Genomic DNA, 19484 nt, shown 5'->3' on the forward strand with positions numbered 1-19484 from the left:
GGTCCTGTTGGGAAGACAGATCGTTTCACTCGACGCGGTGCCACACCTGGGTCCGGTAGAACGGCCCGATGTAGCCGCGCATCTCCAGCTTCTTGCCACCATCCACCGGCTTGAGGCGGGCGCGGTAGACCTTGCCGTTGTTCGGGTCGGTGATGTCACCGCCGTCGTACACGGCCTTGTCGTCGGCGTTCTGCTTGAGGTTGCGCAGGATGGTCATGCCCAGCACCGGCTTGTCCTTTCGTTCGTCGGTGCACTTTTCGCAGACCGCATCGGGCTTGGTGTCGGGGTCGAGCAGCTTCTCGATCCGACCGGAGAAGACGCCATTGCTCTCTGTGATCCGCACCAGCGACTTCTCTTTTTTGGAGTCGTCGTCGATGGTTTTCCACAGACCGGCCGGCGTTGCCTGCGCGAAGGCAGACACGGCGGCGAGGCCCAGCAAGGTGGCAACGGCGGTCTTCTTCATGTCTGTCTCCGGTGTTGTTGAATGGCGTGAATCAGGCCAATGCTTCTTCGGTGTCCATCAGCACCTTGCTGCCCGCGCGCGCGGTGCGCATCAGCGTCGCGGTCTCCGGGAACAGCTTGGCGAAGTAGAAGCGAGCGGTCTGCAGCTTGGCGGTGTAGAACGGGTCGGTGCTGCCTTCGGCGATCTTCTGCAGCGACACCTGCGCCATGCGGGCCCAGAAGTAGCCGAACACCAGGTGGCCAGCGACGCGCAGGTAGTCCACCGCGGCGGCACCCACCTCGTCAGGGTTCTGCAGGCCCTTGAAGCCGATCTCCATGGTGAACTTGGTGATCTGCTCGCCCAGCACCGCCAGCGGGTTGATGAACTCGGCCATCTTCTCGTTGACGCCCTCTTCCATCACCAGCGCGGTCACCAGCTTGCCGAACTTCTTGAGCGTCGCGCCGTTGTTGCCCAGCACCTTGCGGCCCAGCAGGTCCAGCGACTGGATGGTGTTGGTGCCTTCGTAGATCATGTTGATGCGGGCGTCGCGCACGAACTGCTCCATGCCCCATTCCTTGATGTAGCCGTGGCCGCCGAAGACCTGCTGGCACATGGTGGCGGCCTGGTAGCCGTTGTCGGTCAGGAAGGCCTTCACGATGGGCGTGAGCAGCGACAGCATTTCGTCGCTGTCCTTGCGCACCTTCTCGTCGGGGTGGTGGTGCACCTTCTCCAGCAGCACCGAGCTGAACATAGCCAGCGCGCGGCCGCCTTCGGCGTAGGCCTTGGCGGTCAGCAGCATCTTGCGCACGTCGGGGTGCACGATGATCGGGTCGGCCGGCTTGTCCTTGGCCTTGGCGCCGGAGAGGCTGCGCATCTGGATGCGGTCCTTGGCGTAGGCCAGGGCGTTCTGGTAGGCCACCTCGGTCAGACCCAGCGACTGGTTGCCCACGCCCAGGCGCGCGGCGTTCATCATCACGAACATGGCCTGCATGCCCTTGTGCGGCTGGCCCACCAGGGTGCCGATGGCGCCGTCGATGACGATCTGCGCCGTGGCGTTGCCGTGGATGCCCATCTTGTGCTCCAGGCCACCACAGTAGATGCCATTGCGCGCGCCGAGCGTGCCGTCGGCGCTGGCCAGGAACTTGGGCACCACGAACAGGCTGATGCCCTTGATGCCCGGAGGCGCGTCGGGCAGGCGGGCCAGCACCAGGTGCACGATGTTGGCGGCCATGTCGTGTTCACCGGCGCTGATGAAGATCTTGTTGCCGGTGATCTTGTAGGTGCCGTCGGCCTGCGGTTCGGCCTTGGTGCGCATCAGGCCCAGGTCGGTGCCGCAATGGGGTTCGGTCAGGCACATGGTGCCGGTCCACTCGCCGCTGACCAGCTTGGGCAGGTACAGGGCCTTCTGCTCAGGCGTGCCGTGCTCGTGCAGCGCGGCGTAGGCGCCGTGGCTCAGGCCGGGGTACATGGTCCAGGCCTGGTTGGCCGAGTTCATCATCTCGTACAGGCACTGGTTCACCACCAGGGGCAGGCCCTGGCCGCCGTACTCGGGGTCGCACGACAGCGCCGACCAGCCACCGTCGGTGTAGGTCTTGTAGGCTTCCTTGAAGCCGGCGGGCGTCTTGACCTCGTGTGTGGCCTTGTCCAGCGTGCAGCCCTCGGTGTCGCCGCTGATGTTCAGCGGGAAGATCACCTGCGAGGCGAACTTTCCGGCCTCTTCGAGCACGGCGTTGATGGTGTCGGCATCCATCTCGGCGTGCTGGGGCATGGACTGGAAGTCGGCGCTGACGTTCAGCACCTCGTGCATCACAAACTGCATGTCGCGCAGGGGCGGGTTGTAGACGGGCATGTGTGAACTCCTGTGGAGGGTTTGTGAAGAAAGGGAAGGTCAGGCGACGCGCGGTTTGCGAGCCGTCTTGCGAGCGGGGACGAGTTCGGTGGCATCGCCCGCGCTGTAGCGCTGCACGATGCCCTCGAAGGCCGTCACCGCGCGCTGCAGCGAGTCGGGCGCGCGCAGGAAGCGGGCCTCGTAATGCAGCGCGAGGATGAGTGAATGGATCTCGAAGCGCATCTGGTCGGCGTCGGTGTCGGCGCGCAGGTGGCCCTCTTCGATGGAAAGCTCAATGGCGCGTTTCATGGCCGCCAGCCAGGTGCTGACCGAGCTGGCCAGCGCGTCGCGCACCGGCCCTGGCCGGTCGTCGAACTCCACTGCGCCACTGATGTAGAGGCAGCCCGAGTCGATTTCCACCGAGGTGCGCTTCATCCAGTTGTCGAACAGCGCGCGCAGGCGTGGAAGGCCGCGCGGCACCGACATGGCCGGGTAGAAGACCTCTTCCTCGAAACGGTGGTGGTACTCGCGCACCACCGAAATCTGCAGCTCCTCGCGCGAACCGAAGTGCGCAAACACGCCCGACTTGCTCATCTGCATGACCTCGGCCAGCGCGCCAATGGACAGGCCTTCCAGGCCGATCTGCGTCGCCAGACCGAGCGCCGCATCGACGATGGCGGCCTTGGTCTGCTGGCCTTTTTGCAGCGACCGCGTGAGGGCGGCGTCGCTGCGCGGGCGTTTGGAGGAAGTGGTGGCGCTCATGCGGTGATAAAAAAAGAAGACCGCCCACAAATCGAACGGTCGTGCTATTTTTACCGCAAAAGAATGACCCCAGGCGCAACCTGCGGCGTGCAACGGGAATTTTGTCTAGGGGCTGCGCCCTAATGCGCGGCGCCCAGCGCCGGCATCTGCGGGTTTACCCGCACACTCGGACCCGGGAGGTCACAGGCGCCCGTCGGGCAGCAGCAGGCGCAGGCCGTGGTCAAGGTTCTCGCTGGGCGGGCGCTTGAAGCCGCTGCGGGCAAAACGCTGCAGCCGCCCCATGCAGAAGGCCGTGATGACCGAGGCATCGGCCTGGGCATCGACGGTGGGGGTGGTCGCCGACGAGAGCACGGCGATCTCGCGCAGGTTCTGGCGCAGCGCCGACTCGATCTTGTCGAAGAACAGGTTCATGCGCTGCTGCAGGCGCTCGTTCTCGTACACCAGGGCATCGCCCACCATGACGCGCGCCATGCCGGGGTTCTTCTCGCCAAACTGCAGCAGCAGCGTGACCAGCTTGCGCGAACGCAGCACCGGATCGGGCTCGCGCTCGCCCAGCTGGTTGACCAGACCGAACACGGACTGTTCGATGAACTCGATGAGGCCCTCGAACATCTGGGCCTTGCTGGCGAAATGGCGGTAGAGAGCAGCTTCACTCACATCCAGCCGGGCGGCCAGCGCGGCGGTGGTCACGCGCTCGGCGCCGGGCTGTTCCAGCATGGTCGCCAGCGCCTGCAGGATCTGCACCCGGCGCTCACCGGGCTTGGGCCGCTTGCGGCCACCGGACTCGGTGCTCTCAGCGCCTTCACTGGCGGCATCGGGAGAGGCGGCGGCCGTGGACGAGGAAGCGCTGGAGCTCATGGGTGGTCGGGTCCGTTGGTGTTCAGCAGTCGGGCTGGCCATGCGTCCGGCCCGTGGTGTGTCATCCCTCCGGTGATTCTCGCACAGGCCTCCCGCCGGCCCGGACCGCCTCGAACACCACGCGCACGCGCAATCCCCGCCCGTTTCCGCCGGTCAGCAGCTGCAGCTGGGTGTGGTGGGATCGGGCGATTTCGTCGGCAATGGCCAGCCCCAGCCCGTTGCCATCGGTCTGGGTGCCGGGCAGGCGGTAGAAGCGCTCCAGCACCCGCTGCCGCTCGTCCTCCGCAATGCCGGGCCCATCGTCCTCCACCTCGATCCACGCTTGTGGCGGTTCGGCCGCGAGGTCCTGCCCGCAGCGCAGCGTGATGCGCCCGCCCGGCGGGGTGTACTTGACCGCGTTGTCCACGATGTTGATCAGCAGCTCGCGCAGCAGCCATGTGTGGCCGCGGGTCTGGGCCGGCGCGGCCTCCAGCCCAAGGTCCATCTGCTTGTCGGCCGCGGCATCCAGATGGAGTGCCAGGATGTTCTCGCACAGCTCCTGCAGGTCGACCTGCTCCATCGGGTGGGTGCTGGCGCTCACGCTGTCGGCGCGCGAGAGCGCCAGCAGCTGGTTGGCCAGCTGCGAGGTCCGGCGCGTCGCGTCGCGCAGGCGGTGCACCTGCTCCACCCGAAGGCTGAGCGTTTCTGCGCCCCCCATCGAGCGTGCCGCCTGCGACCAGGCCTCGACCTGCGCCTGCAGGCCGGCCAGCGGCGTGCGCAGCTGGTGCGCAGCGTCGGCCACGAAGCGGCGCTGCGCCTGCGTCTGGTCGTTCACCAGCGAGAACAGGCGGTTGAGCGAGGACACCAGCGGCCGCACCTCGGCCGGGGCGCTCTCGGCGTCGATGGGGCTGAGATCGCGGGGCGAGCGGCGTTCGACCGCTTCCTTTAGGTCGATCAGCGGGCGCAGGGCCCGCGCCACCGCCCAGGTCACCGCCACCGCGGCCACCACCATGAGCAGCAGGTTGGGCAGCAACACCCGCAGCAGCACCGTGTCCAGCCACTGCTGGCGCCCATCGGAACCGTCGGCCAGCATGATGATGAGCTCGCCCGCCGCGGTCGGGCTGCGCTGCGCCACCACCCGGTAGGTGATGCCGCCGTCGACCACGCTGAGGAACTCGGCGTCTTCGGTGGAAGGCAACACGGTCGGCAGCCAGTGGTCCCCGAGCAGCAGACGGCCGTTGGCATCCATCACCCCGTAGCCGGCATAGCCCTCGCGCTCCTTGAGGAACACGTCCACCGGCGGCGCCAGCAGCAGGGCCAGCCCAGGGTCGGCGTCGATGTCGATCGGTCGGGGGGCGTCGCGGGGCAAGGTCACCACCACCGAGTCGGCCAGCATCGGCACCAGCCGCAGCAGTTGCTGGTCCTGCTGCAAGGCCGCGGTGCCTGCGCTCTGGTAGTGGAAATAGACACTCACCAGCCCGACCAGCCCCAATGGGAGAAACAGCAGCACCAGCAGGCGCCGCTGCAGCCCCCAGATCAGGCCTTCGGCCGACCGGTGTTCAGGGCTCGCGCGCATGGGCGGACGGCGGCAGCAGTTCGAGCCGGTAGCCGAAGCCGCGGATCGAGCGCAGCGCCACCCCGGCCGGCTCCAGCTTGGCGCGCAGGCGCGAGACGTAGACCTCGATGGCGTTGGGCGTGATTTCCTTGTCCCAGCCGGTCAGCGCCGCCAGCAGCTTGTCCTTGGCGGCCGGCTTCGGGGCCTGCAGCAGCAGGTACTCGAGCACGGTCCACTCGCGCGGCCCCAGCTCCATGGTCTGACCGGCCAGGTTGACGCGGCGCAGTGCGGTGTCCATCTCCAGCGGTCCCAGGCTGAGCACCGCGGTGGTCGCGGCCTGCGAGCGCCGCAGCAGCGCACGCAGGCGTGCCAGCAGCTCGGGCAGCTCGAAGGGCTTGAGCATGTAGTCGTCGGCGCCGAGGTCCAGCCCCTGCACCCGGTCGTGCAGCGCGTCGCGCGCGGTCAGGATCAGCACCGGCATGGCCCAGCCCCGCGCGCGCAGCCGCTGGGTCAGCTCCAGACCGTTGATGCCGGGCAGTCCGATGTCGACGATGGCCAGGTCGAAGCTGTCGTTCTCCACCGCCTGCTCGGCCCGCTCGGCGCTGCCGACCCAGTCCACCGTGTAGCCGGCGTTGCTCAGCCCCAGCTTGATGCCGCTGGCGACCATCACGTCGTCTTCAACCAGCAGCAGCCTCATGGTCAGTGGCTTTTGATCATCGTGCCGAACGGCTGGTCACCCAGAACCTCCAGCAGCAGCGCATGCGGCACGCGGCCGTCGATGATGTGCACCGCGTTCACGCCGCTCTTGGACGCGTCCAGCGCGCCGGCGATCTTGGGGATCATGCCGCCGCTGATGGTGCCGTCCTCGCACAGTTCGTCGATGCGGCGCGGCGTCAGCTCGGTCATCAGGTTGCCGGCCTTGTCCAGCACGCCGCGGATGTTGGTGAGCATCAGCAGCTTCTCGGCCTGCAGCACGGTGGCGAGCTTGGCGGCCACCACGTCGGCGTTGATGTTGTAGCTCTCGTTCTTCTCGCCGAAGCCGATCGGGCTGACCACGGGAATGAACTGGTCATCCTGCAGTGCCTTCACCACCGAGGGATCAATGGACACGATGTCGCCGACCTGGCCCACGTCGTGTTCGCGGCTCGGATCCTGCGTGTCGGCCAGGCGCAGCTTCTGGGCGCGGATCATGGCGCCGTCGCGGCCCGTCAGACCCACGGCCTTGCCGCCAGCGGCGTTGATCAGGCCCACGATGTCCTGCTGCACCTCGCCGCCCAGCACCCACTCGACCACCTCCATGGTCTCGGCGTCGGTCACGCGCATGCCCTGGATGAACTCGCCCTTCTTGCCCAGGCGCTGCAGCAGGGTCTCGATCTGCGGGCCGCCGCCGTGCACCACCACCGGGTTGATGCCGACCAGCTTGAGCAACACCACGTCTTCGGCAAAGTCCTGCTGCAGGGCCGGGTCGGTCATGGCGTTGCCGCCGTACTTGATGACCATGGTCTTGCCGTGGTACTTGCGGATGTACGGCAGGGCCTGCGCGAGCAGCTCGGCCTTCTCGCGCGGCTGGATGTGGGACAGATCGACGGGGGTGTGGTTGGGGCTGGTCATGGCGGGTGGGTGGAGAGAACGGGAACCCCGAAATTCTAGGTCCCCACCCGCCCGATCCCCAAGGTCAGAAATGAATGCCGCGCATCATCTGCTGCATCGCGATGGCTTCCGGCGACAGCTGGGGCTTCGCCCCCTTCTCTCCCTTGGCGGCCGAGGAGTCGGGGAACATGCGGAAGCTGGTGTTCATCACGATCTGCGCGATGCGCGGCACGAAGGCGTGCAGCACCTGACCGGTCACCCCCAGGCGCGTGGCGATGCGCACCGGCTTGAAGATGCAGGCCTGCGCGATCATGTCGGCCGCCTCTTCGGGCGAGAGCGTGGGCACGTTCTTGTAGATCTGCGTCGGTGCGATCATGGGCGTGCGCACCAGCGGCATGTTGATGGTCGTGAACGAGATGCCCTGGTCGGCGAACTCGGACGATGCGCAGCGGGTCCACGCATCCAGCGCCGCCTTGCTGGCCACATAGGCCGAGAAGCGCGGCGCGTTGGTCAGCACGCCGATGGAGCTGATGTTCACGATGTGACCCTTGCGCTTGGCCACCATGCCCGGCAGCAGGCCCATGGTCACGCGCAGGCAACCGAAGTAATTGAGCTGCATCGTGCGCTCGAAATCGTGGAAGCGGTCGTAGCTGCTTTCGATGGCGCGGCGGATCGAACGGCCGGCGTTGTTGATCAGGAAGTCCACGCCCCCGTGGTTCTGGATCAGCAGCTGCACGAAACGGTCGCAGTCGGCCATGTCGGCGATGTCGGCCGGGTAGGCGATGAACTGGTAGCCCTTGGCCGTGGCTTCGGCGCAGGCCTCGTCGAGCTTGTCCTGGTCGCGGCCGCAGATGATGGTCACCGCCCCTGCCTCGGCGAACTTGTGCGCCGCCGCCAGGCCGATGCCGGAGCTGCCGCCAGTGACCAGCACCACCTTGCCCGCCACGGTGCCACGCAGGCTGCGGTCGATGTGCAGGTCGGGGTCTAGATGGCGTTCCCAGTAATCCCACAGGCGCCAGGCGTAGTCCTTGAGGTCCGGGCAGGCGATGCCGCTGCCCTTGAGCGCGGCCGTGGTCTCGCGGCAATCGAAGCGCGTGGGGTAGTTGACGAAGGTCATCATGTCCTCGGGCAGCCCGAGGTCCTGCATCACCGCACGGTAGACGCGGCGCACCGGTGCCAGCGCCATCAGCCCCTTCTTCACGCTCTTGGGAATGAAGCCCAGCAGCGCCGCGTTGACGAACAGGTTCATCTTGGGTGCGTGCGCCGCCTTGCTCAGGATGTCGAGAACGTCACCGACGCGGTAGCCCATCGGGTCGACCAGGTGGAAGCAGCCACCGCTGCCGCGCTTCTGGTGGCTGATGTGGTCCAGCGCGTTGACCACGAAGTCCACCGGCACGATGTTGATGCGCCCGCCTTCGAGGCCGACGCTGGGCATCCAGGGCGGCAGGATCTGGCGCATGCGCTGGATCAGCTTGAAGAAGTAGTAGGGGCCGTCGATCTTGTCCATCTCGCCGGTGCGGCTGTCGCCCACCACAGCCGCCGGCCGGTACACCGTCCAGGGCACCTTGCATTCCTGGCGCACGATCTTCTCGCTCTCGTGCTTGGTCATGAAGTACGGGTGGTCCAGGCCCTCGGCCTCGTCGAACATGTCCTCGCGGAACACGCCTTCGTAGAGGCCCGCCGCGGCGATCGACGACACATGGTGGAAGTGCCCGGCACCGATCGCCTTGGCGAACTCGACGGTGTTGCGCGTGCCGTCCACATTGACGGCGATCTGGCTCTCGGCGTCGGCCTCCAGGTCGTACACCGCGGCCAGGTGGTGGAAGTGGTCGATCTGGCCCTTGAGCGCCTTGATGTCCTCGGCGCTCACGCCCAGCTTTTTCGCCGTCAGGTCACCGAACACCGGGATGGCCCGGGTCGCGCCCACGCCCCAGAACTCGCGCAACCCTGCCACCTTGCCCGCACTTTCCTTGCGCAGCAGGAAGTGCACCACCGCGCCCTTGCGCTCCAGCAGTTTCTTGACGAGCCGTTTGCCGATGAAGCCGGTGGCGCCGGTGACGAAATAGTGCATCGAGGTACTCCTGGATTTGTGGGTATCGGGAACAACCGTTCATTGTTCACCACTAGCCGATGGCGCCGGTTCAGCACAAACCCGTGGCGCGCACCCCAGTTTTTAGTCGCTGGCCCCTACACAGGCATGGCGCCACAGCCGTACAGTTCCCATCACCCTGAGGCATTGCCACGCCTCCATCCCGATCCACCCCGTTCACGGAGCTTCCATGGTCACCAAGACTCGCAAATCCGGCACCGCCAGCACCGGTGCATCCGCCGCCGCCTCGCCGCTGTCCGGCGCGATCAAGGATTCCGCCCAGCAGATCTGGCTGGCCGGCCTCGGCGCTTTCTCCAAGGCCCAGGCCGAAGGCGGCAAGGCCTTCGAGACCCTGGTCAAGGAAGGCCTGTCGATCCAGCGCAAGACCCAGGCTGTCGCCGAAGAACGCCTCAACGAGGCCACGCAGCGCATGACCAACATGGCCAGCGATATCGGCAGCAAGGCCGCGGGCCAGTGGGACAAGCTGGAGAACATCTTTGAAGACCGCGTGGCCAAGGCCCTGAACAAGCTGGGCGTGCCCTCGGCGCGCGACATCGAGGCGCTGATCGAGCGCATCGACGCCCTCAGCGCCGCCGTGGCCGGCGAGGGCGGCAAGACCGTGAAGGCCGCCGCACCGCGCAAGGCCGCCGCACCGAAGGCCGCGGCCAAAGCTGCCACGAAGACCAGTCCGAAAACCGCCAGCGCCAAGCCCGCCCGCAAGGCACCTGCGCGCGCCAAGAAGGCGGCCTGAGCGGCCGGGGCCATGCGCCGCTCGGCTGAGCAGGAAGGGGCGCCCGGCGCCCCTTTTTTTCGTCCGCGCGGACTGCTGCAACGCAACACCTGCCGCCTTCGTGGCGGTCTACACTCGACCGCATGACGCCTTCCCGCCCCCGTTCGACACGGCGTTCCCGCCCCACCCCCCGCATCGCGCTGGCCTTTGCCGGCGGCGGGCCTCTGGGTGCGATCTACGAGATCGGTGCCCTGTGCGCCCTGGAAGACAGCCTGCACGGACTGGACTTCAACGGTTGCGACCACTACATCGGCGTGTCGGCCGGCGGCTTCATCGCCGCGGGACTGGTCAACGGCATCACACCGCGCCAGCTGTGCGATTCCTTCATCGAGGACCGGCTGGGCGACGACCACTTCGATCCCGCCTGGCTGATGCGCCCGGCCTGGCGCGAGTTCATCGAACGGGCGCAGCGGGTTCCGGCGCTGATGGGCGGTGCGCTGTGGGCCTGGGCCGCCCAGGGCAAGCGCTTCACCAACGCCTTCGAGCGCATGGGCGCCGCGCTGCCCACCGGCGTGCTGGACAACGAAGGCATCCACGAACAGATCCAGCGCCTGTTCAGCAAACCCGGCCGCAGCAACGACTTCCGCCAGCTGCGCGCCCGCCTGACCCTGGTGGCCACCGAGCTCGACACCGGCGAGGCCACACCCTTCGGACGCCCGGGCTGGGACCATGTGCCGATTTCGCGCGCCATCCAGGCCAGCGCCGCCCTGCCCGGCCTGTTCCCGCCGGTGGTCATCGACGGCCGGCACTACGTGGACGGCGCGCTGAAAAAGACCGTGCACGCCACGGTGGCTCTGGACGAGGGAGTGGACCTGCTGCTGTGCCTGAACCCGCTGGTGCCGTTCCACGCCGGCGCCGCCAGCGAACACATTCCGTCCCTGGTCGAAGGCGGGCTGCCCGCGGTAATGAGTCAGACCTTCCGCTCAATGATCCATTCCCGCCTGGCGCTGGGCTTCAGACACTACGAGCGCAGCTACCCGGGCACCGACATCGTGCTGATCGAACCCGACCAGCGCGACGCCGAGCTGTTCTTCGCCAACACCTTCAGCTACCGCCAGCGCCGCGAACTGGCCGAGCACGCCTTCCAGCAGACCCGGCAACTGCTGCGCGACCGGGCCGGTCACCTGGGCCCCGTGCTGGCGCGGCACGGCATCGCGCTGGACGAGGCCATCCTGCACGACCCGCAGCGGCGCCTGCTGCCCGCAGAACCGGTGCGGCGCGACACGGCCCTGGAGCGGCTGGGCAGCGCCCTCGACACCCTCGAACAACGGCTGCAGACGCAGCGCGCCTGACATGACCCGCAAAGCCCCCCGACGCACGGCCGAACGCATCCTGGAAGTCACCCTCGCGCTGTTCAACCGCTTCGGCGAGCCCAATGTCTCCACCACGCTGATCTCCTCCGAGCTGGGCATCAGCCCGGGCAACCTGTACTACCACTACCCGGCCAAGGACGAGCTGATCAACTCGCTGTTCGAGCGCTACGAGAAGGCGCTCAACGAACTGCTGCAGGCCAGCGACGGCGTGCGCAATGTGGAGGACGCCTGGTTCTTCCTGCACTCGCTGTTCGAAATCGTCTGGGAATACCGCTTCCTCTACCGCGACCTCAACGACCTGCTGTCCAAGAACCGGCTGCTGGAGACGCGCTTCCAGGCCGTGCTCAAGAACAAGATCCGTTCGGTGCGCAGCCTGCTCAGCGGCATGTCGCGCGCCGGCGCCATCGACCTCGATGCGCGGGAACTCGAACCCACGGCGAACTGCATGGTGGTGCTGCTGACCTACTGGCTCAGCTTCGAATACGTGCGCGACCCGCGCCATGCGCTGGAACCGGACAACGCGCAGGCTGCGCTGCTGCGCGGTGCGCAGCACGTGCTCAATGTGCTGGCGCCGTACCTCGAATCCGGCCAGCGCCAGCACCTGCTGCAACTCACGGGCGCCTACCGCACGGCGCCCTGAGCCCGGGGCCGCCGCCTGGGCCTATTGGGGCGGGCTGCGGCGCAGCCCGTCCACCGCCTGGAACAGGGCCTGGCGGGCCTGGGACACCACCTGGGCGCGCCAGTCGTCGGTGTCGACATAGAACGCGTCCCGCGTCCGCTTCTGGATCACGGTCCGCAGGCCGGCCGGCGCGTCCGGGTGCAGGCGCATCCACTGGTCGCCGCGCAGGGCGTTGAGGACATCCAGCAGCGGCAGGGTGCCGTATTCCAGCGCGATCCCGGTGTATTGGGCCTGCGGGCACTCTTCGTAGACCGCGTTCCACATCAGGCCGGTCAGGCGGGCCGAGGCAGAGCTGCCGTCGTAGATCGAGGTCACGGGCGTCTGGCCGTCGCCACCCCACCAGGCGCGGGCGCGCTGCAGGGCCGCGTCGTCGTCGCGGCAGGCGAAGATGCGCTCGCCCAGGCCGCTCGGGCCCAGCCCGGTGTGCAGGTCGATCCAGGCGATGTGGCGCGCGCTGCGCCCATGTTCGCGCAACACCTCGCGCAGCGTGCGGTGGCTCCAGGTCGGCGCCGTGCCGCCGAAGAACAGACCATCGGGGTGGCTGTGCTGGCCCTGGGAGACCGCGCTCTGGTACGCGCCCAGCCCCTTGCGCCCGATGAAGTGGGCGATGACCGCCTCGTTCTCGGCCACGGGCGGCCAGACCGTCGGCAGCAGGAACGGGTGCAGTTCGTCATAGGCCGGGTTCGCCGGCAGGGGTTGAGAGAAGTCCTGGAAGTTGCGGTTGAGATCGACGTTGTCCTCGGTCACCCGGCGCAGGTGCGAGAACCCGTAGGGATTGAGCGCGTGGATGTACAGCACCGCCACACCGGCGGCGCGGGCGTGCGCGCGCCAGTCGGCGTCGTGGGTGGCAAACACCTGGATGCCCGAGCCACAGAACCCTTCCACGCCGTGGCAGGCGCTGCTGACGATCAGGAGTCGCTCGGCATCCGGCGGTCCGTCCAGGGCCACGTCCATGGCCAGGGTTTCCTGGTCGCGCCCGGGCAGCGGGTGGTTGTGGCTGCGAATGGCCATGCCGGCGGCGGCCGCCCCCTCCAGGAACTGCACGCGCGCCCGGGCGTAGGACTGCGCGAAGGCAGACTGGGGATTGATCATGCGGCGTCCTTGCGCGGTTGCGACAGCCACTGCTCGGCCAACCGCACCCAGTAGGTCGCGCCCAGCGGGATCAGGTCGTCGTTGAAGTCGTAGCTCGGGTTGTGCAGTGTGCAGGGCCCGCCGCCGTGGCCGATCTCGCGGTGCGCGCCCTCGCCGTTGGCGATGAAGATGTAGCAGCCTGGCCGCGCCTGCAGCATGTAGGCGAAGTCTTCGGCCCCCATGGTCGGCTCCTGCACCAGCACCTGGTCGGCGCCGACGATGCCGGCCAGCACCTCGCGCACGAACGCGGTCTCGGCCGGGTGGTTGACGGTCGGCGGGTAGTTGCGGCGGAACTGGAACTCGCAGCTGGCGCCGAAGGCGGCGCAGGTGTGCTCGGCGATCTCCTGCATGCGCCGCTCGATCAGGTCCAGCACCTCGTAGGTGAAGGTGCGCACCGTGCCCTGGATCTCGCAGCTGTCGGGCACCACATTGGTCGCTTCGCCGGTGTGGATCATGGTCACGCTGATCACGCCGGCGTCCACCGGCTTCTTGTTGCGCGAGATGATGGTCTGGAAGGCCTGCACCATCTGGCAGGCCACGGGCACCGGGTCGATGCCGTTGTGCGGCAGCGCGGCGTGCGAGCCCTTGCCGCGGATGACGATGTGGAACTCGTTGCTCGACGCCATCACCGGGCCGGCGCTGGCGGCAAAACTGCCCACCGGCAGGCCCGGCCAGTTGTGCATGCCGAACACGGCCTCGACCGGAAACTGTTCGAACAGGCCGTCCTTGATCATCTCGCGGGCACCGCCGCCGCCCTCTTCGGCCGGCTGGAAGATCAGGTAGACCGTGCCGTCGAAGTTCCGGTGTTTCGAGAAGTGCTGCGCCGCCGCCAGCAGCATGGCGGTGTGGCCGTCGTGGCCGCAGGCGTGCATCTTGCCGGCGTGCTGGCTGGCGTGCGCGAAGTGGTTGTGCTCCTGCATGGGCAGCGCGTCCATGTCGGCGCGCAGGCCGATGGCCCGGCCGCTGGCGCCACCGTCGCGCCCGTGCACGATGCCCACCACGCCGGTCGTGCCCATGCCCCGGTGCACCGGGATGCCCCACTCGGTCAGTTTGGCGGCGACCACCTCGGCGGTGCGCACCTCTTCAAAACAGAGCTCGGGATGGGCGTGGATGTCGCGGCGCACGGCGGCGATGGCCGCGGACTGGGTCAGGATGGAGTCGATCAGCTGCATGGTGTCCTCATCTGCAAACGGCCATGGTAGCCATGCACGGCCCTGGAGACAGGTCCGTTCGCGACAACCCGGACCGGACCGGGGATGTCGGCCCTGACTGCGTCAGCGGCGCACCCGGCCGTCTTCGGTCAGCAGGGTCAGTTCGACGAAGCGGGAGCCGGCGTGCTTCTGCGGCCCGAAGTCCAGCGGAAATCCACCGATGCTCACATCCTTCATGCCCCCGATGGCATCGATGAAGGCCTCCCGGCCGGCGCCTCGGGCGCGCTTGAGCCCCTCCACCAGCACCTTCGCGGCCACAAAGCCTTCGATGCCGGAGTAGTTGGGCGCCACACCGCGCTGGTCCTTGAGCGCGGCCAGGTACTCACCCGAGATAGGCGTTGCAGGCGAATAGGGAAAAGGCATCACCTGGCTGACCGCCACACCCTTGGCCACCGCCCCCAGTTCGTCCAGCAGCGCCTGCGTGCCGACGAAGGAGACGTTGTAGAAGTTGCCAGGGTAGCCCTGCTGGCGCGCCAGCCGGATGAAGGTGGCACAGGCCTTGTACGAACCGATCTGCACGATGGCCTCGGGCTTGACGGCCATGATGTCCTTGAGCGCCGGCGCCACCTCGTTGCTGTTGCGCTCCACCGTTCCCACCGCCGCCGGCTCCATGTTGAGCGCCTTCAGGGCGCGCTCGACACCTTCGAGCCCGGCCTTTCCGTAGGCGTCGTTCTGGTAGAACACCGCCACCCGCTTGACGCCGATCGAGGTGACCTGCTTGACGATGGCGGCGGTTTCGTCAAAGTACGAGGCCCGCACATGAATGGCGTAGCGGTTGAACGGCTCGCGCAGGGCCTGCGCCCCGGTGAAGGGCGCAAAGAAGGGCAGCTTGGCTTCAGTGGCCAGCGGCAGGGCGGCGAGGCTGGTGGGGGTACCGACGTAGCCGAACAGGGCGAATACGCCGTCGGCGATGAACTGCCTGGTGTTGGCCACGCAGCGCTCCGGATCGTAGCCATCGTCCAGCCGCTTGAGTTCGATGCGGCGCCCGTTGACGCCCCCGGAGGCATTGACCTGGTCAAAGTACAGCTGGGCCCCCAGGTTGAACTGCAGCCCCAGCTGCGCGGACGGCCCGGTGAACGGCGCCGACTGTCCCAGCACGATGGCCCCCGATCCGCCAGCCGCCTGGGCCCACGCGGAACCGGCCACGCCGGCCAGGGTAGAAGCGCCCAGACAGGCACCCAAGGAAGAAAGAACCCGACGACGTTGCATCCAGTGACTCCTGATATGCTTTTTTGAGCTGGTCGGATGTCACCTCGTTCGTTACAGGGCGTCACCAGACTTGCGAAGCCTACTACATAGGCCCCGCCCCGCCTATACGCCATTCACCGCATTTCATGGCCCACAACCCCAACGAATTCACGGTCCGGGGCGCTTGCCCCCACGACTGCCCCGACACCTGTGCCCTGGTCACCACCGTGGTGGACGGCAAAGCCGTGCGCGTGGCCGGCAACCCGGCACACCGCCACACCGACGGCGCGCTGTGCACCAAGGTATCGCGCTACCCCGAACGCACCCACCACCCCGAACGCATCCTCGCGCCGCTGCGCCGCACCGGCCCCAAGGGCAGCGGGCGGTTCGAGCCCATCGGATGGGACGAGGCACTGGATGACATCGCCGCGAGGCTGAAAGACATCGCCGCGCGCAACCCGCAGGCCATCGTGCCCTACAGCTACGCCGGCACCATGGGTCAGGTGCAGAGCGAGGGCATGGCGGCGCGCTTCTTCAACAGGCTCGGCGCCTCCTTCCTGGACCGCACGATCTGCGCGGCCGCCGGCGGCGAGGCCCTGGTGCACACCCTGGGCGGCAAGCTGGGCATGAAGGTCGAGCACTTCGCCGAGGCCAAGCTGATCCTGATCTGGGGCAGCAACTCCATTGCCAGCAATCTGCATTTCTGGCGCCTGGCGCAGCAGGCCAAGCGTGACGGCGCGCGCCTGGTATGCATCGACCCGCGCCGCAGCGAAACCGCCGACAAGTGCCACGAGCACATCGCGCTGCGCCCCGGCACCGACGCTGCACTGGCGCTGGCGCTGATGCACGAACTCATCAGGAACGACTGGCTGGATCACGACTACATCGCCCGCCACACCCTGGGGTGGGAGCAGCTGCGCGAACGCGCCCTGCAGTGGCCGCCCGAGCGTGCGGCCGAGGTTTGCGGCATCCCGGTCGAACAGATCGAACGGCTGGCGCGCGACTACGGCACCACGAAGCCGGCCGCCATCCGCCTGAACTACGGCATGCAGCGCGTGCGCGGCGGCGGCAACGCGGTGCGCGCCATCGCCTGCCTGCCGGCGCTGACCGGCGCCTGGCGCCACCGCGCGGGCGGTCTGCTGCTCTCGGCCTCGGGCCACTTTCCTGTCGACCGCGCCGCGCTGCACCGCCCCGACCTGCTGGCCGGCCGCACGCCACGCACCATCAACATGGTCACCATCGGCGACGATCTGCTGCGCGAATCCTCGCCCTCATTCGGTCCGAAGATCGAGGCCCTGATCGTCTACAACAGCAACCCGGTGGCGGTCGCGCCCGAGTCGCCCAAGGTGGTGGCGGGCTTCGCGCGCGAGGACCTGTTCACCGTGGTGCTCGAACACTTCATGACCGACACCGCGGACCACGCCGACATCGTGCTGCCCGCCACCACCCAGCTCGAGCACTGGGACATCCACACCAGCTACGGCCACACCGACGTGTTGCTCAACCGGCCCGCCATCGCGCCGCTCGGGCAGGCGCGACCCAACACCGAGGTGTTCCGCCAGCTGGCTCAGCGCATGGGCTTCGACGACCCCTGCTTCGCCGACGACGATGAAACCTTGTGCCGCCAGACCTTCGGCGACCGGGTGGACTTCCAGCAACTGCTCGACCAGGGCTTTGCCACGCTGCCGGTGCCCGAGGCCCCGTTCGCCGAGGGTGGCTTCCCGACGCCCTCCGGCAAATGCGAGTTCTTCAGCGCACGCCTGGCGGCGCAGGGGCTGGACGGCCTGCCCGACCACGTGCCCAACCACGAGCTGGCCGGCAGCGACCCGCGCCACCCGCTGGCCATGATCTCGCCGCCCGCGCGCAACTTCCTCAACTCCAGCTTCGTGAACGTGAAGAGCCTGCGCGACATCGAAGGCGAACCACTGCTGGAGATCAGCGCGGCCGACGCCGCCCCGCGCGGCATCGCCGACGGTGACCTGGTGCGGGTGTTCAACCAGCGCGGCAGCTACCGCTGCACCGCGCGCCTCTCGACCCGGGCACGCCAGGGCGTGGTCAATGGCCTGGGCATCTGGTGGCGCAAGCTCGGCCTGGACGGCAGCAACGTGAACGAGCTGACCAGCCAGAAGCTCACCGACCTGGGCCGCGCACCGGTGTTCTACGACTGCCTGGTAGAGGTGGAAAAGGGATGACCCCCCCTGCGCCGCTTCGCGTCTTCCCCCCCGGAGGGAGGGACCGCGCCAGAGGCCCGGCGAAGCCGGTTCCTCGGCGCGTGCTGGTGGTGTGTTGCCTGGCGGGTTTGCTGTCCGGCTGCGCCTCGTCCGACGCCGGCCCCGGCTACTACTGGCAATCGGTCACCGGCCACCTGAAGCTGATGCACGCGGCGCGGCCGGTGCAGGACTGGCTGGACGACCCGGCCACACCACCCGCGCTGCAGCACAAGCTGCAGCTCACGCAGCGCATCCGCACCTTTGCGGTCACCGAACTGGGTCTGCCCGACAACGCCAGCTACCGGCGCTATGCCGACCTGCAGCGCAAGGCGGCGGTCTACAACGTGGTCGCCGCGCCCGCGCTGTCGCTGCGGCTGCAGCAGTGGTGCTTCCCGGTGGCCGGCTGCGTCGGCTACCGGGGCTACTACGACGAGGCCGAAGCCCGGGCGTTTGCGGCCGGGATCGGCAGCGACCTGGACGTGGCGGTCTATCCCGTGCCCGCCTACTCCACGCTGGGCTGGATGAACTGGGCCGGTGGCGACCCCCTGCTCAACACCTTCATCGGCTACCCCGAGGGTGAGCTGGCACGGCTGATCTTTCACGAGCTGGCCCACCAGGTGGCCTACGCCTCCGGTGACACCGTGTTCAACGAGTCCTTCGCGACGGCGGTCGAGCGCATCGGCGGCGCGCGCTGGCTGGCCCAGGCCGACGAGACAGCGCGCCAGACCTACGCCGGCTTCGATGAGCGCCGCAAAACCTTTCGTGCGCTGACGCGCGAGACCAGGGAACGGCTGCAGGCACTCTACGACGACGCCACGCTCGACGACACCGCCAAACTGGCCCGCAAGGCCCAGGTGCTGCACGACTTCCGCCAGCGCTACGCCGGCCTGCGCCGAGGCTGGGGCGGCTACAAGGGCTACGACGCCTGGGTCGCCCGGGCCAACAACGCCAGCTTCGGTGCCCAGGCCGCCTACGACCAGTGGGTGCCGGCATTCGAGGCGCTGTTCGAGCGCGAGGGCCGCGACTTTGCGCGGTTCTATGATGCGGTGCGCGCGCTGGCCCGCCAGACCGCGGCCGAGCGCCAGGCCGCCCTCCAGGCCCTCGACCCCGCCGCCCGGCCACCGTCCACCCTCTGAACAACGCGAACACCATGGCGAACATCCACATCCGGCGCAACCACCACCTGGGCATGTCCGGCGCACGCAAGGTGGCCTGGCAATGGGCCGAACAGGCCGAGGCCGAGTTCGACATGCAGTGCGCCTACGAAGAGGGTGCGGATTGCGACGAGGTGCATTTCTCGCGCACCGGTGCCAAGGGCACGCTGCGGGTCACGGCGGATCACTTCGAGCTGGACGCCCAGCTTGGCTTCCTGCTCGGCGCCTTCAGGGACCGCATCGAGAGCGAGATCGTCAAAAACCTGGACGAGCTGCTGGCGGCCAAGAAAAAGCCGGCGGCCAAAACGGCCACCGGCTCGAAGAAAAAGTAAGACAGGCCCCGCGCAGCAGCGGAGCGTGGGAGCTCAGCTCAGCGACGCGATCAGGTCGATGTACTGCTGCTGCGCATCGTCCTGAGACGTGCCCTTCAGGCCGTTCCAGGCGTCCCACTTGGCGCGGCCGACCATGTCACCGAAGCCGGGCTTCTTCTCGGTGTTGTCGCCCACCGTGCCCTGCTTGTACAGGCCGTAGATCTTGAGCAGCGTGGCGTTGTCGGGGCGCTCGCTGAGGTTCTTGGACTGGGCAACGGCGGCATCGAAGCGGGACTTGAGGTCGGACATGAAGGTCTCCGTGAGTGAGGGGGTGGCCCGGACCCGGGCTAGGGGAGGCCCGGTATCTTACGGTTGCGACTGCCCCCAGAATAGA

General features: G+C 67.9%; 18 protein-coding genes. 6 read left to right on the forward strand and 12 right to left on the reverse strand.

Translation table 11 applies throughout. The features are described 5' to 3' along the window. Positions 1-25: 25 nt before the first annotated feature. The 8 genes from HPS01S_RS08190 to HPS01S_RS08225 form a co-directional block, all read right to left on the reverse strand. Positions 26-463 (reverse strand): DUF2147 domain-containing protein, encoded by a 438-nt coding sequence (locus tag HPS01S_RS08190; protein ID WP_066153745.1) that lies wholly within the window; start codon positions 461-463, stop codon positions 26-28. Between the two features lie 31 nt (positions 464-494). Beyond that, positions 495-2291 (reverse strand): acyl-CoA dehydrogenase C-terminal domain-containing protein, encoded by a 1797-nt coding sequence (locus HPS01S_RS08195; protein ID WP_066153748.1) that lies wholly within the window; start codon positions 2289-2291, stop codon positions 495-497. Positions 2292-2330: 39 nt separating this feature from the next. Continuing rightward, the gene (locus HPS01S_RS08200; protein ID WP_066154053.1) at positions 2331-3032 is read right to left on the reverse strand and encodes a TetR/AcrR family transcriptional regulator; all 702 of its coding nucleotides are present in this window, start codon (positions 3030-3032) and stop codon (positions 2331-2333) included. A gap of 180 nt (positions 3033-3212) precedes the next feature. Then, on the reverse strand, positions 3213-3890 hold the full coding sequence (gene slmA, locus HPS01S_RS08205; RefSeq protein ID WP_066153750.1) for a nucleoid occlusion factor SlmA: 678 nt from the start codon (positions 3888-3890) through the stop codon (positions 3213-3215). 61 nt (positions 3891-3951) lie between these two features. Continuing rightward, the gene (locus HPS01S_RS08210; RefSeq protein WP_066153753.1) at positions 3952-5445 is read right to left on the reverse strand and encodes an ATP-binding protein; all 1494 of its coding nucleotides are present in this window, start codon (positions 5443-5445) and stop codon (positions 3952-3954) included. After that, positions 5429-6121, reverse strand: a complete 693-nt coding sequence (locus HPS01S_RS08215) for a response regulator (protein WP_066153755.1) — start codon at positions 6119-6121, stop codon at positions 5429-5431. The genes HPS01S_RS08210 and HPS01S_RS08215 overlap by 17 nt, the downstream gene beginning before the upstream one ends. Before the next feature lie 2 nt (positions 6122-6123). After that, on the reverse strand, positions 6124-7035 hold the full coding sequence (gene argB, locus HPS01S_RS08220; protein WP_066153758.1) for an acetylglutamate kinase: 912 nt from the start codon (positions 7033-7035) through the stop codon (positions 6124-6126). A gap of 64 nt (positions 7036-7099) precedes the next feature. Next, on the reverse strand, positions 7100-9085 hold the full coding sequence (locus HPS01S_RS08225) for an SDR family oxidoreductase (protein WP_066153760.1): 1986 nt from the start codon (positions 9083-9085) through the stop codon (positions 7100-7102). Positions 9086-9293: 208 nt separating this feature from the next. Between HPS01S_RS08225 and HPS01S_RS08230 the strand changes: the two genes are divergently transcribed. The 3 genes from HPS01S_RS08230 to HPS01S_RS08240 all read left to right on the forward strand — a co-directional run bounded on the left by HPS01S_RS08230 (position 9294) and on the right by HPS01S_RS08240 (position 11846). Continuing rightward, entirely contained in the window at positions 9294-9854 is a 561-nt protein-coding gene (locus HPS01S_RS08230) for a phasin family protein (protein WP_066153763.1), read from the forward strand. Between the two features lie 122 nt (positions 9855-9976). Next, a complete protein-coding gene (locus HPS01S_RS08235; RefSeq protein ID WP_066153765.1) occupies positions 9977-11185 on the forward strand; it encodes a patatin-like phospholipase family protein in 1209 nt (402 codons plus the stop codon). A 1-nt stretch (position 11186) separates the two neighbouring features. Next, positions 11187-11846: a TetR/AcrR family transcriptional regulator gene (locus HPS01S_RS08240; RefSeq protein ID WP_066153768.1), complete on the forward strand. Its 660-nt coding sequence runs from the start codon at positions 11187-11189 to the stop codon at positions 11844-11846. A 21-nt stretch (positions 11847-11867) separates the two neighbouring features. Here HPS01S_RS08240 and HPS01S_RS08245 read toward each other — a convergent pair whose 3' ends face one another. The 3 genes from HPS01S_RS08245 to HPS01S_RS08255 form a co-directional block, all read right to left on the reverse strand. Then, positions 11868-12977 carry a M14 family metallopeptidase gene (locus HPS01S_RS08245; protein WP_066153771.1) on the reverse strand — a complete coding sequence of 370 codons (1110 nt, stop codon included), beginning with the start codon at positions 12975-12977 and terminating at the stop codon, positions 11868-11870. Next, a complete protein-coding gene (locus HPS01S_RS08250) occupies positions 12974-14188 on the reverse strand; it encodes a M20 aminoacylase family protein (protein ID WP_066153772.1) in 1215 nt (404 codons plus the stop codon). Before HPS01S_RS08250 ends, HPS01S_RS08245 begins: the two co-directional genes overlap by 4 nt. Before the next feature lie 102 nt (positions 14189-14290). Continuing rightward, complete coding sequence (locus tag HPS01S_RS08255) at positions 14291-15436, reverse strand: ABC transporter substrate-binding protein (protein ID WP_066153775.1); 1146 nt, start codon at positions 15434-15436, stop codon at positions 14291-14293. 125 nt (positions 15437-15561) lie between these two features. On the opposite strand from HPS01S_RS08255, the gene HPS01S_RS08260 reads away from it, so the two are divergent. The 3 genes from HPS01S_RS08260 (at position 15562) to HPS01S_RS08270 (ending at position 19111) form a co-directional block, all read left to right on the forward strand. Continuing rightward, positions 15562-17607: a molybdopterin-containing oxidoreductase family protein gene (locus tag HPS01S_RS08260; protein WP_066153779.1), complete on the forward strand. Its 2046-nt coding sequence runs from the start codon at positions 15562-15564 to the stop codon at positions 17605-17607. An 80-nt stretch (positions 17608-17687) separates the two neighbouring features. Beyond that, complete coding sequence (locus HPS01S_RS08265; protein WP_371836592.1) at positions 17688-18761, forward strand: aminopeptidase; 1074 nt, start codon at positions 17688-17690, stop codon at positions 18759-18761. Between the two features lie 14 nt (positions 18762-18775). Then, positions 18776-19111, forward strand: a complete 336-nt coding sequence (locus HPS01S_RS08270; RefSeq protein WP_066153782.1) for a polyhydroxyalkanoic acid system family protein — start codon at positions 18776-18778, stop codon at positions 19109-19111. 33 nt (positions 19112-19144) lie between these two features. Here the strand turns inward: HPS01S_RS08270 and HPS01S_RS08275 are convergent, their stop codons facing one another. Continuing rightward, on the reverse strand, positions 19145-19399 hold the full coding sequence (locus tag HPS01S_RS08275) for an acyl-CoA-binding protein (protein ID WP_066153785.1): 255 nt from the start codon (positions 19397-19399) through the stop codon (positions 19145-19147). Between the last annotated feature and the right edge of the window lie 85 nt (positions 19400-19484).

This window comes from Hydrogenophaga pseudoflava NBRC 102511, assembly GCF_001592285.1.
GTDB classification, from domain to species: Bacteria; Pseudomonadota; Gammaproteobacteria; order Burkholderiales; family Burkholderiaceae_C; genus Hydrogenophaga; species Hydrogenophaga pseudoflava.